We start from the raw sequence: 18,898 nt of genomic DNA, 5'->3' as shown, positions 1-18,898 counted from the left end.
AGATTACTATGTAAAAAACTTATTAAGATCTTGATTCTGTATGCTGCTTGCAGGAAACTCCTAAATTTCAGCTTTAGATCTCCGCCGGCAGACAAGGCAAATCAGATCTACAGAGAAATAAAAGTACACCGCAAATCAACAACAAAAGTAAACTTTACTAATTAATTTAGAGGAAAACATCATTCAAATATGAGTGTTGAAAGATATTTTAGATAGCAGTCACCTCAATAAATTATTAGCTGTTCACATCTAAACACAAATATACCAGATCATTTGAACGCAAGTTTACTTTACTTACATAAAAAACTGCGATTTTGGATAATAGTTATTAGCCGTAAAGATAACAAAAATAGAGAAATTAACGATCGCCCACCGTTACATGGTTAATATTTTTGAAAATAGGATTAAATCACAAATACTTTGATCAATGCAACATCATTCGCTTTATCATGTCATTCATGTAATGCCCGATGCAGAAGAGCGGCCTTTCCCGAAAAAGAGTTGAAAAAAGGAAGAGAATAAAAAAGGAAGAGAATAAAAAAGGAAAGGAAAAGAACACAGAATGAAAAGTGCTCTCCTTCCACCGTATTTTACATATTCTTTTTACGGAACCCCAGGTAAATTCCCCCCACTGCTACAATCACGAAGAGAATCCCGAAAATATCAGATCCCGAGAAGGACATGCCTCCATTTTCGGATTCTGCGACCGGATCTTTCTGCATCTCATAGCCTTCAACATAGTCGGAGTCAGAGGCCTTTTGGACATCAGGAACAGGTTCTGGAGAATCAACGCCATACCCTGCATCTGAATCCTGAACAGTCTGATTGCTTTCCGCGGATTCGGAGTTTGCTCTGGTTGTCTGGTTGAGTTTTTCGGCAACGCTCGTCTGATGCCCTTTGCTGCTACTGCTACTGCTCGGGGTATCTTCTATTTCCGGAGTTTCGGCCTGGGTTGCTGCATTCAGTTTTTCAGCGTAGCCAGGGACAGATACCATCCCGCTTACGAATTCGTTAAGCAGAGGGTTTCCGCAGGTATGGTGGCAGCATGAAGCTCCATTTTCAGCCACCGATTCTTCATATTCTTTTGCGAGGTTCTCGATAACCTCATCCGAAGGTTTCCAGTATTCGTGTCTGACAGCTTCGAGCATTCTGGCTGTTATCGACTGGTAAGCATCGGGATTGTTCTGCTTGAACCATTCTTTCATGGATGGGTTATTAACATAGGTCTCATATGTCTGCTCCCAGACGCTGTCATCCACAAGATCAGGATCGCTGACCTCCCAGCCGAAAAGGTTGTTTACGAACTCGGACATCATCCTGCCACCTGAATACCCGGCGCCCTGCATCCCTTCGATCCACTTCTCATTGAAATACCTGGACCTCAGGTTCTTGCTAAGGTACTCCCCCATTCCTGTCATCTGAGCCCTTTCAGGATCTCTGGTATCCGAAACGTACATCTCAGGGGTTCTTCCGTCTCCCCTGACATGCCTTGTTGCCAGGTTCAGGCCACCGAAGTACTGGAAGAAGTCGTCGTTGTCAAGAGTATCGTAGAGGTTTGAAGAGTCAGAATGTACGGAGGCTTCAACGTTTTTCAGGTTGCCTTCAAGGAGTTCCCTGGATTTTATGCCCCAGAAATCTTCACCGTAGGCGTATCCCATCTTGTCCAGGTATACATTTGCAATCGTCGCTTCGTCGTCCCAGCTCCCACTTGCACTGATAGCATTTGAAACCCCTATTTCATAAGTCCCATCCATTACTGCAAAGCAGCGCATTGTGGAGAGCTTTTTTGCGGTTTCATTGTCATATCCTGCCGCAAGCAGGGAATCATATATTGCAAGGGCGCTGTCGTTTACGTAGTTGGGATAGTTTCCGGCAGGAAGTGAACTTGCAAGTTTCACGGCGCGATCTACCATTTTGATCTTATCCGGGAAAGCGTCCCTCATACCGGCAGTTGTATAGACAATGTCAATCCTCGGTCTCCCCGGTTTTGCCGGATCATAGTTAGGAAGCAGCTCCTCTTCAGGGATAGCCTCAACACCTTTTACATACCCGTACTCGTCCCAGACCGGCTGTACCCCGAGCATGTAAAGCACTTCGGCTTCCAGAGTCCCGTGGTCGCGGATAAACTCTACCCCGAACCTTGAGAATGAAACCTTTTCCGGATATTCTCCGTACTTATCGTGATAGTCCTCAAGCAGCTGGATTGCAAGGGATTTTCCGAGCTCCCAGGTTGCCTTTGAAGGATAGAGTTTTGAGTTGATACCGTAGAAGTTGCGCCCCGTAGGGACTGCATCCGGGTTCATAACAGGGTCCGTGCCTGGTCCCGGAGGGATGAAGCCCCCGTTTAAGGCTGAAAGGATTCTGTCAATCTCTACGTCACTGTCAAGAAGCCGATCTCTATACTCCAGCCCCTGTTCAAGATCAAATGTAACAGAACTGTTTGTTGCCCCGAAAACGTCAAGCTGAGCCGTTGAAACCTCCGTATTATTGGTTACGACCTCCCAGACAAGCCTGTTAACTTTAGTATCATTTGATGGAATCCCGAGAGGGTAAACGGACTCAGGATAAAAAGCAGCAGTGATATTATCCTCGAAGTCTCCTCCAAGCATGGACCTTACCATTCCGGAAAGTTCGTCTTTTTCAGGATCTGTCAGGTTTGTAGAAGGTACCCGGCCAAGGACATGCATCCCGTAAGGAATGTTTTCTCCTTCCACATCTTCGAGATATTCATGAAGGATATTTTTTACAAAATCCCCAAACTCCACTTCATTGTAATCTCGAAGAGCGGTCGCGTTCTCGATTCCGAGGTCAACGTCCAGGTTAAGTGCGATTATCTGGTCGATTATGGCTGTCTGGTACCCTGCCTTTGTCTGTGTAGAAAGCCCAGGATCATAATACTGCTCCACACTGATTGAAAGGTTGAGCAATTCTCCATAAAGCCCGCTGCGTTCAAGGGTCGGAGTCAGGTGGTCGATAATCAGGGCATTGCCCCTGTATTCGGCAGTCAGCCCTTCTCCCACGTTTGCAACTATGTAAGGATAGATGTTTGGCAGGTCCTGCAGCAGTAAAGGTGCCCAGTCGGAAGTCCGGTTCATACCGTAAGTAGAACCCGGAAGCCACTCGTGTGTACCGTGAGTCCCCATGTGAATAACTGCATCAGGCTGCCATTCGTGGTTCAGCCAGAGATAGAAAGCTATGTACTGGTGCGGAGGTGGCACAAGGCTGCTGTGGTAAAGGGTGTCGTCGTTTTGCAGGAAACCCCTGGCAGGCTGGGGCATGAGCCAGACATCTCCGAAACGTACGGAAGGGATTACAATATACTGCCCGGTCTCGTTCTCATAGATCATGAGGGTCTTATTCTGGGGAAGATCTTCAGCCCAGGGTTCTCCCCATTCTTTTATTACCTGAGACCTCAGTTCTTCAGGGATTTCCGACTCAAACCATCCTCTGTAGGTCTCCATGGGTATGAGGTGCAGTCCCCATTCAGTCCTGTTTTCTACCATTTCGTTCATGACGCCGGGAGCCCAGGAACCGGCATTGATACCCTGTGCCTGCATCATTTCCAGGAGTTCACTGCTGTTATCCGGAATTCCGGAGACTTCATACCCGCTTTCATTCATCTCATTGAGAAGGTCGAACATGCTTTGAGTAACATTGAGGTAACTTGCCCCGATGTTGTCTTTTCCTGAAGGGTAGTTGTAGTATATTACGGCAACTTTCTTGTCATTCGTGTCCTTTAATTTCAGTTCCGCCCAGTTTATCGCCCTGTTGACAATCCAATCGACCTGTGAAGGCAGGGGTTCGTAGCTGCTTTCCCCGGTTTCGGAGTCGTAGTTATCAATCCCTATTACAATGTACTCAAAAATCCCATCAATACTCGGAAGGAGGGTCTTGTACACGACCTCACTGCTGGGAATGCCCCTGTTACGGTCAGCTACATCTATAGAATTAGCAGGATTTGAAACTACCATGCCTCTTAAGACCGGGACGTCAAGGTCTTCAAGCTCCTGTACACCGGCATCAGGATCCTCGTAATTCAAACGGAAACTTTTCAGAGAAATTACGCACTGGACAAGAGGTTCTCCGTTTTCGTCAAAGTAAAACTTGTGGATATCATTGAAAGTCTCAAAACCTGCAATTACGTTGCAGCCCTTCCCTTCAAGGTCACGGATGAGAGCGTCTATGACTTCAAGGTTGTCAGCCGTATAATCAGAAGCGTGGAACCAGATCCCTATGGTGGGTTTGCTCTTATCGTAAATATGTTGTGGCCCACTTGTGCCAGTTGTATTCGAGTACCAATCAAGGTAATCGGTGGTGTTTTCAAACCAGTCAGGTTTGGATTCATTTAAGGAGGAGCGGGCATCAGGGTGATAAAGCGCTGCTTCAGGAAATTCGATCGGGTCCTGATAAACCCAGCTATCCGTAAGCTCTGGTTTGTTTCCATAAGTTTTTGCGAGATAGATAAGGAAATTTTCGGTATTTTCTCGCAAGACTCCTTTCGGACCCATGCTGTCGAAGTACTTTTCTTCAGTGGAATTGTAAGGTTTGGTCCCGGCAAGAATCTTATCATAACTTGAGGTGTTGATATGTGCCGGGTCCATCATAGAGGTAATGTCTATGAGTGCAGTCCCATTTTTATGAGCACTTTCGAGGTCATCCCCGATATCTTTGAACTGCGACCAGAGCATATAAGTAAATATTACATCCTGGTTTTCAAAAGTGGTATTAGTAAAGTCGGAATACCCCGAAATATACGTTACATTTATACTTGCATTGTATGGATTGGACTGCTCTGCTGCATTCAAAGCATTTCCATCATAACAGATAAAAGTAATATTTACCTGATTTTCATCAGCCGATACATTCTGTGCAAGCAGTAAAAGGACCACTGCACATAAAACCAGTAACCTACTTTGTGCCGTACGCATCTTATCCCCAGACAATGTATCATGAACCCGTGGAGCGCCCCGGCAGGAAAATAATCAGGGTGCCTGGCCCACGAGTCGATTTATAACTAAAGATTTGCGAATATTAGGAACCTACAGGAGAACAGTCGCCGAGTTTTTAAAGTGAACGTGGAAGTTATCGATTATGACTTTGAATCCAACCTTGGAACTTCCGAAAAAAAAACTAGGCAGCCGATTCCGAATTATATCTTCAACATTCGGAGCATTAGGGGAGAAGATACATAAAATACGGTTTTTAGCTCACGATTGTTAGCCATTAAGGTAAAATGAGGAGAAGATAGCGTTTTTACTTAATTTAGAATGGAAAACAGACCTTAATTCAAAAAGAGCCAGGAATAAGCCTAATTTAAAAGAAATAGGATTTGGAGTCAGGTAAAAAGAAAAAATACGGCGATTTTATTTTACGCCGCATTTCAAATACGAATTTAGAACTTCTTTTTCCTGAATCCTGGGTAGGCTCCAGAAATACAGAATCGTTGACAACGAGGTCAAAAACAATAGAACTGAAATCGATATCATTATAGAATATTCTTGCATATTTATCCCCATACAATGTATCATGAACCCTGGAGCACTCTGTAAGAAAAAAAATAACCAGGCCTCCGGGCTCATTAGATAAATTAATTCCAAATGTTTGCAATTCAGCCGAATTTAAAAAAATTGGATTCGGAGTCAGATAAAAAGAAAAAAATACGGCGATTTTATTTTACGCCGCGTTTCACATACGAATTTAAAACTTCTTTTTCCGGAATCCCATATAAATTCCACCGATTAAGGCTACAACAAATAAAACTTATGTAAGTCGTTGGAAAAAAATTAATCTGAAGCTGATGTACCGGTTGAAGCGGAGGAATCAGTTGAAGCAGAGGTACCATTACCCTCCGAATCTTCAGGGACGTAAATCACCCTGCCGTCAGCCAGCTTATATGCCGTCCCCAGAGCTTCCCCTGTGCCTCCACCGATGTTTTCGGTCATATTCAGGACTTCTATGGGCTTCCCCTGATCCTTGATTATTATCTTCATATCCTCAGCTCCGGGATTTTTTACAATTGTAATATCCTCATTCGAGCTCAGAAGCTCAGGAAGATGGTAAGACATTACAAGGGCTACCAGCAAAGCCACGGAAAAGACCATTGCAACGTCAAAGAGATTGGCAACCCCGGTCATGGGGTTTTGCTCATCGGAGTCATTTAAAAGCCCGGTTCGCCTGTACCTTCTGGATTTTCGCATGGTTTTCCTCCTATTAAGAAAGCAATCAATTTCCGCTTTTCTCCTCGAGTATATCCAGAATATAATCGATGTCCGACATATCCTCCCAGTACCAGCGCCTCCTGACCTGGGTAAGCACATAGGCTATTCCGGCAGAAAAGAGCCCTACGACGGTAGTTGCAAAGGCAATCATCAGGTTTTGTGCCAGGGTTTCGAGGTCTCCTTGCGAAAGCCCTATCAGGGCAGGTCCCAGCGGAATAAGCGTTCCCATAAGTCCGAGCATAGGGGCAACCGTTGAACTGATCTTCGTGTTTTCAAGGCGTTTTGCCATTTTAATCTCGTATTCCTCAGAGAGCTTCTCGATTGCAGGAAAATTCCGCTCTTCGAGGTATTTTGCAGCCTCTCTTGCAAAGGACGTGACCATGTAATTTTGTTTTAGACCCTCAAGAGCCCTTGATGCTTCCGAAAAAGCCGAATTCGGAAGACTGTCCCGGATTTTTTTGCAACCAATTTCCAGGTTGCTACGGTCCCTGTTCCTTTTCGAATATTCAGAAAGGAATTCTCCTAATTGGATAAGTGAAACAAAGACAAGAAGAGTCAGAAGTATCATTACCGGATACAGCAGAGCCGATGAAAATACGTACATCGTCTGTGATAACAAATCCATATTGCTCATTGGTTAGACCTCACATGGCCGAGGAAAAAACCTGCAAGGACTAAGACCCCGAAAGCCAGAAGGGGAACAATGCCTGATTCTCCCGGAGCCATAGGAGCCAGTTGCATCTGTTTTGTTTTCATATATGCAGGGATAAGCAGAGCCCCTAAAAGATAATAAATTCCGAGAAGCATCATGGCGCTTCCCATAGTTTCGGGAGTCTTTCCCAGCCGGGTCTTCCCAAACCTGAAAAGAAAAGAAGAAGCTACCACTGCAGTAAAAAAAGCAATTCCTACAAGAAGCCCTATTTTTATCCCGGAAAAGTTGAGACTTTCTGAAAGCAGCATACAGGATACCGCAAGAGCTCCCAGGCAGACCGGACAGGGCATGGATATAGCCAGGAAAGTGTGTCTGGAAACATCTTTTCCTGAATTCCACTTTTTCTGGGTGTAAATCCCGGCCCCTATAAGGAGCAGGGAGACAAGAACATGAACTCCCATACCCATTGCAGAAAGACGCTCAAAGGCATCCAGGCTTATGTGATCGGCAACGCTTCCGAATAAAAGGGCAAGAAAAAAGTAACTGCCAGCAATTGTAAGAATTTCTCTCTTAGTGATATTTGAAAATCCACAACCTAATCCAGTTTTAATCCCGAAGATAAGGATACCGATTAAAATTCCAATAACAGTCAACGTAGAAGAGTCCATAGTACCTTCTGAGCATCTATAGTAGAATTAAATAAAAACTGGTTTTTGGGTAATGTTCGTTATCCTTTGGGGTAACAAGTGCCGATTGATAACATTTTTTGAACTAAAGATTAAATTTCAGGCACCCCGTCGCGAGAGCGGACGATAAAGAATTAAAAAAGTGAAGTAATCGCTATGAAAGTGAGTTAATATAAAATCCATTAAAAATAAGATTGCGCAGAGTGAATAACAAATAAAAAGCAAAATTTAACAAAAATTATGCAATAATTCACTCTGTTAACAGAGATATTTTTTTAAATGGTGAAAAGTAAGGAACAGTAAATAAAGTAAATTTGTTATAAAAATGGATGAAAAAAGCAATTAAAAGATGTGATAATATACATTACTTGTTTTAGAGGAGGCAATAATTATAAGTAAGGGAGGTAAAATACAGGACCATCATGGTAGTAAGAATTAGAGGGATTCAGGAATGAACGGCAGCGGAGAAAACCTACTCAAAGCGATCTCAAGCGACACCCGTCTTTCTATTCTCGAGCTTCTGAGTGAAGGGGATAAGCATATCTCCGGCCTTGCGAGGGAAATAGGGATTTCCGTGCCCGTAGCTGCAAAACATGTAAAAATCCTGGAAAAAGCCGAACTTATAGAAAGAAAAAAGTTCGGGAATACTCATATGATAAGCATAAAACTGAACAATGTATATTCTTTCCTGGACCGCTTTGCAGAAAACAGGAAGCTTGAGGTAGAGGAAGGTACGAGTCTGCTTGAAGCTTTGAAAAACGTAGCCGCTGTCGAAGTAAGGGAAATGGGAGACAGGATAAAAGTTGTCTCTACGGACGGGGAAGAGGGTTTTTATGTATATGAGGTGGACGGCAAATTCTCGGATAAAACTGTAGACGAATATAAGTTTTACGAAGATGCCATCGTCGAGTGGAAGAAGCTAATTCCGGTCACGAAAAAAAGGCTGCTTGTGAATATAAGGAGATGAAGCAGCCAGAGCAGCTTTTATTAAAAATCTCCATGAAAATAGCCTCTGTGAAAGTAACTTATACTACCATTCAGAGAATCCTGATCAAGCCAACTACTCGCTAGATCTAAAGATTTAACGGGTTTCCTGCTGAGGGTTGAGAAAAAGAAGCGTAAACCCCCTGGGTTTTAACAAGGGGGCAGTTCACGAATTTCCGAAAAATTCAGCATTCCGGAAGAGCAGGATTCACTCCTTTAACTTTGCCAGAACTCCAAGGTGGTCTTCATGGTAAGGCATAAGATCCCTGGCCATCAGGATTTCGAATCTGGGTTCGAAAGCCTGCTCAAGCTTTTTTACTTCTTCCGTGAAGACTTCCTTCGGGTTTGCCGCAGTGTCGATGCTGCGAGCCTTAATAGAAAGCAGGAGATGCCCGCCTTCATTCAAAAAGCGTGCAGCATTTCTTGCAGCGATTTCGGCCTGATTGGGCTGGGCAACATCCTGAAAGATCAGGTCTACAGGCTCAACAAGATGGGCGTAACTGTCCGGTTTTCCCGCATCAGCAAGGAGAGGGAAAATGTTTTTGCGCCGGGAAGCAAGCCCTATGAAGTCGCGCATGCTTCTTGGAGCAAATTCAACAGCGTATACTGCCCCTTCAGAGACGATATCAGAGACGTGGCTGACCGTTGTACCTGAAGCTGCCCCCAGGTAGAGCACCTTTGAATCCTCCTTAAGGGGGATATTGAACTTCTTGAGGACCATGGCTCCAAGCTTACTCCGGCGAGGGTCCCAAGTACGGTACTCGACCCCTTCAACCGGAATTAGCTTTTCTCCGTAAACAGTCTTTCCCGGGTCCAGGTTCTTTGTGGCAAGCTGCTTTTTGCCCTTCGTAACCTCAAAAATCCCATCGGAAAGCTTCCTTACGTCAGTCATTTACTTCCTCCTCTTTTTCTTTGGTTTTGCCCCACTTTCCGGCCTTTTTTGCGGAGGCCTGGGGTTTAAAGCCCGTATTTTCTGGATTTTTTCTTCCAGTTTCTCTGGCAGAGAAGGATCTATTTTCCCGGAGTAAAAGTCGATTCGAGCGGCAAGGGAAAGTTTTGCTGCAAGAGCTCTTGCGACTTTTCCCCGCACCCACCATGGAGAGGTATTGACAAGGGGATGGCTGTAGATTATCCCGTGCTTGGGGGACGGAGCCCTTTCCCGGAGGTGTTTGAAGAGGGCCTTGCTGGCGCCGATAACCTGAATAGTACTGGACGGAAAAGCAGCAAGTTTTTCAAGGCTGCCTGCAATGCTTATGAGCCTTGCCCCGAGCATGGGCCCCGCTGTTATGGTCAGGTTAGGTGCAAGGATTTCCATACTGCTCTCGATGTAAGCTTCGATCTGCTTCCGCCGTTCATAGAGACTGCATACGTTCTCTGCAAAACCTTTAAGGAGCACTTCGTCTGCAGCTTCGAGTTTTGCACCCATGGAATCCCTGGCTTTTAAGTAAAGAGGATCATCGGGAGCAACATTTTCACGGGAGCCGTATTTTACAATAAAAAGCGCAAGAGCTTCCCCATTGAGCCCGCTTTCGGGGAAATAGCCCCCGTACCACTCAAAAAGCCTTTCCGAAAGGGAGTTGGTGGTTTCATTGATGTCATCCAGGGCTTCTACTGCCTGAACTATGCGCTGGTCAGGGGTAAGAGCTTCTGAGACCTGGTGTTTTGCAGCTTCCAGCGTGACTTCATGTAAAAGGGAATAATATTCAGAAAGGGAATCTACAAACTTGCACTCGATAGCTGCAGCTTTCAGGTCAAAACCTTCGGGAGGAAGATTCTGCCTGCTGTCCCTCAAAGAGAGGGAACGGAGTGCAAGCTCTCTTATATCTTTTGGAAAAGAGTCGGAGGCAAGGACTTCTCCTTTGCTGCCTATCTCAAGGACTCCAAACCAGGTGTTGATTTTCAATTGGAGCCTCCGAAGATATCTGCGCCCCGATTCTTTGCCTTTGTAAGCAGTACTTCTCCACCAAGTGATTCATCCAGCATACTCTGGACTTCTTTCTGGAGTTTTTTGCCTTCTCCCGGACTTCCGACAATCCCGTAGACTACTGGCCCGAAAGAACTGACTCCTGAACCACTGGCTCCGTTGTCCTGCATATATTTCATGGCATCGAGTACAGGTCGGGGCTGAAGTTCAACTTCCCGCTTTTTAAAGCCCACAGTCTGGAAATGGTTGACTGCCCTGCCGAAACTTTCCAGATCTTCTTCGATTAGCGCAGGGAGCATCTGCATGAGAATTACATGAGAGAGTTCCTGGACTTCCTTAAGAGGGATGGGACAGACTTTTTTGAAAATATCGACTTCTTCTGCGTCATGGACACCTTTGGTATTGGGAATTGCAAGGACAATATGCCAATCAGGAAAGTCCCTCCTGAAAAGCACGGGCCCTGGAGGCATACGGCTGGCCGCGGAAGGAGAAAATGCACCTTTATCCCTGAATTTGTGCCCCCCATCCAGGATGAAACCTCCACTTTCGAAAGCAGCAACCCCGATTCCGGAAGTCCCGCCTCTACCGACAGCAACTGCGAGTTCCCGGACACTTTTTCCAAGCCCGTAAATTTCATTTACAGCTGCTGCGGCAGAAAGTGCAGCCTGGGTTCCGGAGCCAAGCCCTACATGGTCAGAAAGATCCCTATTAATATGAATCCTGATGCCTTTCCCTTCAGGAAGCACAGCTTTTGCTGCTTTTAGCATCCTGCCTGCGAGAAGAGAATCCCCCACCACTTCGACAACATCCGCTTCAGCTGCCGAAATTTCCAGGCTTGGTGACTCGAGAGTAATTCCTACCCCCCCATCGACCCTGCCGATCTCTGCATTGAGATCAATAAGGGTAAGATGCAGTCTGGATGGTGACATTACATTAATCATATTCATCTGTATCCTCATTGCTTATTCATAAAGCTTAGGAGTTAACCTTCGAACTACTCCGAAGTTTTTCCTTAACAATCAAATAAGTAAAAGATAAAGTTTTCCCGTTAAATATAAATTTAAGGAATGGAAAAATCAGTGAATATATTTTTATACGGATCTCCGCACTCCCCCGAAAATCCAGCAGTGACTCCATAAACACAGGACATACAGAAAAACTACAGCTCCGGCAGCGGCTGTAAACTGTTCCAAGAAGAGTATGTATAATCCCACAAAGCATCCCTGTATCTGCGGGGTCGGAAAGACCGAAAGTAAGGTCAGCTTTCAGGTTTTTGATTTTTATTGCGTTAAACATATCGGAAAACAGACGTAACAGAGGTTTTCGAAGGGCTTTGTAAGCTTCCAGACCCCAGTGAAGTTTTTCCCGGGTGGTCATTCCTTTCTTTGCCTCTACCTCACCTTCCGTACCAGCTCTTTTTTTCCTTCTTATCCGGGCAAATATCCCTCTTTTCTCTTTGCCCTCAGTTTTTTCTTTAATCGGAATTTTCTCTTTGCCCTCAGCCCATTCTTCAACCGTAATTTTCTCTTTGCCTTCAGCCTGTTCTTTAATTTCAATTTTCTCTTTACCCTCAATAATTACTGTTTCCTCTTCAGGTTTCTTTTCTCCAGGCTCCCTATCTTTTTCCATCTGCATTTTGAGTTCTGCTTTTAGATTGTCTTCTTTTCTGCTTTCAGCTTGTTCAGGCCTTTTTTTAACCTGTGGAGTTCCGGTTTCCACTCCAATTCCTTTTTTCATTTCCTCTTCAGCCGGCTCTTCAGGAAGGAATTTTTTTTCCTTAGGCTCTTTGATTGAAAAAGTATGGGAAAAAAACAGCCATTTTACAGTAAATATTCCTCCCAGCTCTTTCTTTTCTTCCATACTCAGAACCTTGAGCTTGAAAGTGAGGCCTATCGCTGTAAAAAGTATGAATAAAACGAGCAGAAAAATCAGAAGGAAGAGGTAGATAACAAGCATGCTAAACAAGTTGAGGGAAAAAGATAGTCCTGACTATCTTAAATACCCTGACCTTTAGTTCCGGTTCATGGAAAATCCCATAAAAAGGTTTAACCCGGAGGGATTTACTGGGAACTGCCCTCTTTCTCTTCGGGTTCCATATGCTCTTTAACTTCCGTTTTGCCGACTTCCGGACTCTCTTCTTTTTTATGTTTGCCGGTCATGCCTTTGAACTTATCCAAAATTTCAGGCACGACTTCCTGAAGCGAACTGAGGAGTGACCCTACATCGTTTTTCTCAGAAATCCGGAAGATTTTTGCCTCATCTTCGGAGAGCATAATAAAAGCAACAGGCTCGATCTTCGCACCTGCGCCTCCGCCTCCTCCGTACCCTGATTCGTTATCTTTTTTGCCTTCCCCGCCTCCAGCTCCGAACCCCATGGTAAGTTTGGAAACAGGAATGATTGTTTTTCCGGCAGCTGTAATAGGATCTCCGACGACAGTTTTAGTAGTTGCAATTTTTTCAAGTTCGCCTGCAATTTCTTTAATGGTATCTTCTACGCCCATATTTTTATCCCCCGGTGTGTATTGTATGATTTGTTTAGATGGATAATAAATGTTGTCTATCTTCTTTTAGATTTCCAGCCTACTTTCATTAAATATTGACTTCATCATATTTGAGTTAATCCTGTATTCACAGTTTCAAGCGTAATTCGCGGCTCAAAATGCAATTTTTCGAGCGAGAATACAGTTCCTTTTTTATGGCCCCTCAGAGTCTATGTCATTCTCATCCTCTTATTTCAAGTTAATATCCGGATTACTATTTAATCTCCTGACGACTTTCGAAATGAGGGATTACTTATGAAATTATATTAGAATTTTTAGTAAGAAACATCGACAGTAAGAAAAAATAGAGAAAACTATTGATATAATATAAGAAAAATTAGTTAATATTATATAACAGTACTAATTCTGTAAAACTAATACATATTAAAAATCAAAAGTAAGACGGAAAGCTTTGTTTATATACTATAAAAACAACGCCACCGCCAGACAGGAGCATATTACAATAATCAGAATTGAGAATTCGTAATATAAATTAAAATGAAACGCAAAAATATATTTTGAGGGGTTTATTGTGTGGAAAACAAAAAGAAATGGTATCCTTTTATTTGTAGTAGTCCTTGCACTTTATCTGTCTGCAGGAGGAAGCGCATCAGCTGCAACAATTTATGTGGACGATGACGGATCCGCAGACTATGAGACAATACAGGCTGCACTAAACGACGCAGTTGACGGAGACACTATAATAGTAAATCCAGGAACTTATCCGGATGAACTAATAAAAGTAAACACATCTGTAACAATAAAAGGAGCTTCGGGATATCCCTCGGTTGGCGGCTTTGATATATACAGGCAGTCACGTATAGAAGGACTGACGATCACGAAGGGAGTAGGCTTTGACCAGGGTGGCATAGAGTGCACAATAAGGAATAACAGATTTGAAGGCTGTGGGGTAAGTATAGGTAACAGCTACCTGTATGGAAATCAGACGATAATGAATAACCTCTTTACAGGGAGCTCGGTAGGAGTGCACACTTATGACAGCTGGAATAATAAAATTACAGGAAATACATTTCAAAAATGTGATGCGGGTATCGAGTTTACGTGGGGTGGCGGCGGCCACGTAGTCACAGAGAATACATTCAAAAACTGTGGTATCGGGATCCACATAATCGACGAACAGGCAACTATTTACAACAACTATTTCTCAAATAACGTGAACCTGCAGGTAGACGAATTATATGACAGTAGTGGCCCCCAATTAAACACTAAAAAAACCACAGGTGAAAACATCATAGATGGTCCTTATATAGCTGGGAACTACTGGGCAACACCTGCTGGAGATGGTTTCTCTCAGACCCACCCGGACACTAACGGCGATGGGATAGCTGAAGAAGCATATCAGATAGCAGATGGTGTTATTGACTACCTTCCCCTGGTAACCCCAGGGACCAGGCCTGACCCTGTCCTCCCGGCCGCAAATTTCAAGGCAAATACGACCAGCGGAAATGCCCCTCTTTCTGTCCTCTTTACTGACCGGTCACAAAATGCAACATCGAGGAGCTGGGATGTTAACAATGACGGAACCGAGGACTCAAAAGAAGCAAGCTTTGTTTATGAGTATACTAGCACAGGGACTTATACCGCTAAGCTGACAGTAAGCAATCAGAACGGCGCAGTTTCAAAAACTGCTTCAATAACTGTACTGGAAAAGAGCGGCTCCAGTGGGAGTAACAACTCTGAGGGAATTAACAGTTCCAGTGGGAGTAACAGCCCTGAGGGAATTAACAGTTCCAGTGGGAGTAACAGCCCTGAGGGAATTAACAGTTCCAGTGGGAGTAACAACCCTGAGGGAATTAACAGTTCAAGTGGGAGTAACAGCCCTGAGGGAATTAACAGTTCCAGTGGGAATAACAGCCCCGATGGGATTTACAGCTCCAGCGGGAGTAGCAGCTCCAGTAGAGGAAGTAGCAGCGGCAGCGGAGGTTCCCCTGAACCTGCAAGAAACGTTGAAACCAAAGAACTTTCACAGGTATTCATTACAAACGGAAAAGCTGTAAAATTTGATTTCACGAAGGATGCAACCTGTGTTGTTTATGTGAGCTTCGATGCAAAAAAGACAGCTGGAAAAACCACAACGATTGTTGAGGAGCTGAAAGGAAAATCTGTCCTGGTTTCCGAACTGCCTGTCGGCGAGGTCTACAGGTCCTTTAATGTCTGGGTAGGAAACAGCGGATTTGCAACCTCAAACAACATCGAAAACCCGGTCATCTGTTTTAAGGTAGAAAAATCCTGGATACAGGATAAAAAGATCGATAAGGATTCGATCATACTCAACAGGTACAACAACAAAAAGTGGGAACGTCTGCCAGTCAGTCTGTTGAAGGAAGACGACAAATTCCTGTACTTCACAGCCGAAACTCCGGCATTTTCTTCGTTCGTAATAACAGGTAAGACAAAAAGCCTCTCCGAAGAAGACTCAACAGAAACGGAGCCTGAGAAGGAAACTCGCGCCGCAGAAGAAGATATGAAAAGTATAGGGGAAGAAGTTGAACAGAACTCCGGGCAGGGAGAAGACACAAAGGCCCCCGGATTCGAAATTGGATATGGGATAATATGCATGTCCGCTATTTTCCTACATAAAAGGAAGCAAAAAAGCTAAAGAATACAAAAGAAAGGCAGTCAAATCAAAAGTTAAGTATCAGGTTTTGATACGGAAAAATGATTGATGAAGGTTTTCATTCCTTCATCTTGTTTTTCTACATTTTCAGTTTCTGCCAATCTTTTATCCTCATTTTATCTAATCCTCATTTTATCTGATCCTCATTTTATCTCGAAAATCTTTTATTCGGATTTCTCAAGACTTCGACCTCTTCTGAGGTTGTAAAGGAAGCTGCTTAATTGAGTAAAATAGACTGACTATAGTCTTACAATTTGAATATTCTTTGCTCTTCTGTAAACATTCTTTTTTATATCTATTTAAAAGTATTAATCCAAATCAGTATATTTATATTGTTTCACGTGTTTTCCAATTTAATAAAAATGTTTAATATAAAGAATCCGGTGTGTACATAATTAATTCAGTTACAAAATATTTATTGTTAAATTTGTACATTGATAAATTTTTAAGGATATTTAAGTTAATTGTTGATAGATGGAATTTCATCCATATTTCACCCCTAACTTTCTTGAATGGACGGAGGAATTCGAAATTCGAAATAAATTAACCGTTTTACTAATTGCTTTTCTAATTTTGATACAATGTGTTGGAATCGGAACTGCAGCTGAGATAATTATCCAGTCAGGCGATTCAATACAGGTTGCCGTAAACAATGCAAGTTCAGGTGATATAATCACCATAAAACCCGGAACCTATACTGAAAATATCAAAATATCTACAGGTGGCCTCACTATCAGGTCTGAGTCCGGAAACCCTGATAATACAATAATTAAAGCTAAAAGTTCAACAGTAAATGTAATTTCCGTACAGGCAGATAATGTAAAAATTAGCGGAATTCAAGCTATTAGAGCTAGCGGATCCAGCTACTCAGGAATCCATCTTAAAGGATGTAAGAACTGTATAATTGAGAACAACAAGCTCATGAGCAACGGGCGTGGGATTTATCTAGAGAGTTCTAAAGGATGCACCATCTCGAGAAATACAGTTACAAATAACGGGGTGTATGGAATTGTATTTGGGAGCTCCAGCGGCAATACCATTTCCGGAAATACGGTGTCTAACGACATCCGCGGCATCCATGTTGGTTCCTCTGATGGCAATACCCTTTCAGGCAACACTGTTACTTCGAACAGTGATTACGGCATGTATGTTTGCGGCCTGAGCGACAATAACCGCATTTATAACAACTACTTCAATAACACCATTATGACCATTAAAAGCGGGACTGGAAACTCTTATAATACCGCGAAAACCGCAGGCAAAAATATCATTGATGGACCTTATATAGGCGGGAACTACTGGGGAAAACCTGATGGAACGGGCTTTTCCGATACCGCGGTGGATAAAGATGGAGATGGAATTTCCGATTCCGCGTACAGTATACCGGGCAGCATATATTCAGATGACCTGCCTCTTACACATGCTTCTAACTTGCCTGAGCCTGTACCCCCTGTTGCAGACTTCAGCAGCAATGTTAACTCTGGGAATGCACCGCTAAATGTCTTATTTACTGACAAAAGCACAGGAACTCCCACAGCATGGAGCTGGAATTTCGGAGACGGAACTAATTCAGCAGACCAGAACCCTGTACACACATACTCCTCAGCAGGAACTTACACGGTAACACTTACAGTAAGCAATTCAAACGGTCAGACTTCAAAAACCGGTGTAATAACTGTTATTCAAAACTCTGAGCCTGTACCCGAGCCTGTAATCCCTATTGCAGACTTCAGCAGCGATGTTACTTCAGGGAATGCACCGCTAAATGTCTTATTTACTGACAAAAGCACAGGAACTCCCACAGCATGGAGCTGGAATTTCGGAGACGGAACTAATTCAGCAGACAAGAACCCTGTACACACATACTCCTCAGCAGGAACTTACACGGTAACGCTTACAGTAAGCAATTCAAACGGTCAGACTTCAAAAACCGGTGCAATAACTGTTCTTCAAAACTCTGAACCTGTACCTGAACCAGTACTTCCTGTTGCAGATTTCGGCACCAATGCTATTCAGGGCCCTGCTCCTCTTACTGTCCAGTTTACCGATCTTTCACAAAATACAGTTTCGTGGAACTGGGATTTTGACAACAACGGACAGCCTGACTCCACCGACCAGAGTCCGGTTTATGTGTATGAAGTTCCGGGAGACTATACCGTTACCCTGACGGTAAGCAACGAAAACGGTGCAGCTTCAAAAACTATCGAAATAAAAGTGCTGGAGGCAGAAGAGGATAAAGGTCTTCCTGTTGCAGACTTCAGTGCGAATGTTACGAGCGGCTATGCTCCCCTTGAGGTCCTCTTTACAGACCTCTCACAAAAAGCAACTGAGATCGGGTGGGATTTTAACAATGATGGAGTGGCTGACGTGAGCTCCAGTACCATAGTTTATGTGTACACAGCCCCGGGAACCTATACCGTAAATCTGCTCGCAACCAATGAAAATGGCACGGTTTCAAAAACTCTCGAAATAGAGGTGCTGAAAGAGAGCAGTTCCGGAGGAAGCAGCCACAGCAACGGAGGAAGCAGCGGTGGTGGCGGTGGTTCCCCTGAACCTGCAAGAAACGTTGAAACCAAAGAGCTTTCACAGGTTTACATAACAAATGACAAGGCCGTAAAGTTTGATTTCACAAAGAACGCAACCTGTGTTGTATATGTGAGCTTTGATGCAAAAAAGACAGCTGGCAAGACCACAACGATTACCGAGGAATTAAAAAATAAGTCTGCACTTGTTTCCAAACTGCCTGAAGGAGAGGTCTACAAGTCCTTTAACGTCTGGGTAGGAAACAGCGGGTATGCAACCTCAAAGAATATAGAAAACCCTGTCATCTGTTTCAAGGTTGAAAAGACCTGGATGGAGGATAAAAGGATAGATAAGGCTTCAATTGCCCTGAACAGGTACGAAGACAAAGCCTGGGTGCAGCTGCCAGTTACCCTCTCAGGGGAAGACGAGAAATTCCTGTACTTCACTGCCGAGGTCCCGGGCTTCTCTTCCTTTGCAATAACAGGTAAGGCAAAAAGCCTCTCAGAAGAAGCTACAGCAGAAACAGAGCCTGGACAGGAAATTCGCTCCATTGAGAGAGAAGATATGAAAAGTATAGGAGAGGAAGTTGAACAGAGCTCTCCACAGGGAGAAGATACAAAGGCTCCAGGATTTGAAATCGTCTACGGGATAGCCTGCGTGCTTGCAGTTTTCCTGTATAAAAGAAAGTAAAAAAGCTAAAAGAATACAAAAGAAAGGAAATCAAATCAAATCA

Annotated in this window: 12 protein-coding genes; 3 read left to right on the top strand and 9 right to left on the bottom strand. The window is 43.8% G+C overall.

Going from position 1 to position 18,898, the window contains the following annotated elements; genetic code table 11:
• Positions 1 to 590: 590 nt before the first annotated feature.
• The 4 genes from EO93_RS12555 to EO93_RS12535 form a co-directional block, all read right to left on the bottom strand.
• Positions 591 to 4,928, bottom strand: coding sequence for a cobaltochelatase subunit CobN (locus EO93_RS12555; RefSeq protein ID WP_048162796.1), 4,338 nt, complete (start codon positions 4,926 to 4,928; stop codon positions 591 to 593).
• Positions 4,929 to 5,783: 855 nt separating this feature from the next.
• Entirely contained in the window at positions 5,784 to 6,197 is a 414-nt protein-coding gene (locus EO93_RS12545; RefSeq protein ID WP_048162792.1) for a DUF2149 domain-containing protein, read from the bottom strand.
• Between the two features lie 25 nt (positions 6,198 to 6,222).
• Positions 6,223 to 6,852, bottom strand: a complete 630-nt coding sequence (locus EO93_RS12540; RefSeq protein WP_048162790.1) for a MotA/TolQ/ExbB proton channel family protein — start codon at positions 6,850 to 6,852, stop codon at positions 6,223 to 6,225.
• Positions 6,849 to 7,538 (bottom strand): DUF2162 domain-containing protein, encoded by a 690-nt coding sequence (locus EO93_RS12535; protein WP_048162788.1) that lies wholly within the window; start codon positions 7,536 to 7,538, stop codon positions 6,849 to 6,851. The genes EO93_RS12540 and EO93_RS12535 overlap by 4 nt, the downstream gene beginning before the upstream one ends.
• A gap of 469 nt (positions 7,539 to 8,007) precedes the next feature.
• Between EO93_RS12535 and EO93_RS12530 the strand changes: the two genes are divergently transcribed.
• Positions 8,008 to 8,523, top strand: a complete 516-nt coding sequence (locus EO93_RS12530; protein ID WP_048132653.1) for a winged helix-turn-helix domain-containing protein — start codon at positions 8,008 to 8,010, stop codon at positions 8,521 to 8,523.
• 225 nt (positions 8,524 to 8,748) lie between these two features.
• Here the strand turns inward: EO93_RS12530 and EO93_RS12525 are convergent, their stop codons facing one another.
• The 5 genes from EO93_RS12525 to EO93_RS12505 all read right to left on the bottom strand — a co-directional run bounded on the left by EO93_RS12525 (position 8,749) and on the right by EO93_RS12505 (position 12,965).
• On the bottom strand, positions 8,749 to 9,432 hold the full coding sequence (locus tag EO93_RS12525; RefSeq protein ID WP_048162786.1) for a fibrillarin-like rRNA/tRNA 2'-O-methyltransferase: 684 nt from the start codon (positions 9,430 to 9,432) through the stop codon (positions 8,749 to 8,751).
• Positions 9,433 to 10,443: an NOP5/NOP56 family protein gene (locus EO93_RS12520; protein WP_048139881.1), complete on the bottom strand. Its 1,011-nt coding sequence runs from the start codon at positions 10,441 to 10,443 to the stop codon at positions 9,433 to 9,435.
• A complete protein-coding gene (locus EO93_RS12515; protein ID WP_048132751.1) occupies positions 10,440 to 11,405 on the bottom strand; it encodes a beta-ribofuranosylaminobenzene 5'-phosphate synthase in 966 nt (321 codons plus the stop codon). Before EO93_RS12515 ends, EO93_RS12520 begins: the two co-directional genes overlap by 4 nt.
• A gap of 34 nt (positions 11,406 to 11,439) precedes the next feature.
• Entirely contained in the window at positions 11,440 to 12,324 is an 885-nt protein-coding gene (locus tag EO93_RS12510) for a DUF2953 domain-containing protein (RefSeq protein ID WP_235284253.1), read from the bottom strand.
• 200 nt (positions 12,325 to 12,524) lie between these two features.
• Positions 12,525 to 12,965: a GerW family sporulation protein gene (locus EO93_RS12505; protein WP_048132646.1), complete on the bottom strand. Its 441-nt coding sequence runs from the start codon at positions 12,963 to 12,965 to the stop codon at positions 12,525 to 12,527.
• 571 nt (positions 12,966 to 13,536) lie between these two features.
• On the opposite strand from EO93_RS12505, the gene EO93_RS12500 reads away from it, so the two are divergent.
• Entirely contained in the window at positions 13,537 to 15,624 is a 2,088-nt protein-coding gene (locus EO93_RS12500) for a PGF-pre-PGF domain-containing protein (RefSeq protein ID WP_048162782.1), read from the top strand.
• A gap of 492 nt (positions 15,625 to 16,116) precedes the next feature.
• Complete coding sequence (locus tag EO93_RS12495; protein WP_082107648.1) at positions 16,117 to 18,855, top strand: PKD domain-containing protein; 2,739 nt, start codon at positions 16,117 to 16,119, stop codon at positions 18,853 to 18,855.
• Positions 18,856 to 18,898 lie beyond the last annotated feature (43 nt).

Source organism: Methanosarcina sp. 1.H.A.2.2, from assembly GCF_000979975.1.
Taxonomy (GTDB): domain Archaea; phylum Halobacteriota; class Methanosarcinia; order Methanosarcinales; family Methanosarcinaceae; genus Methanosarcina.
Note: the sequence above shows the minus strand (reverse complement) of the source record. Positions and strands in the feature narration are given on the sequence as shown.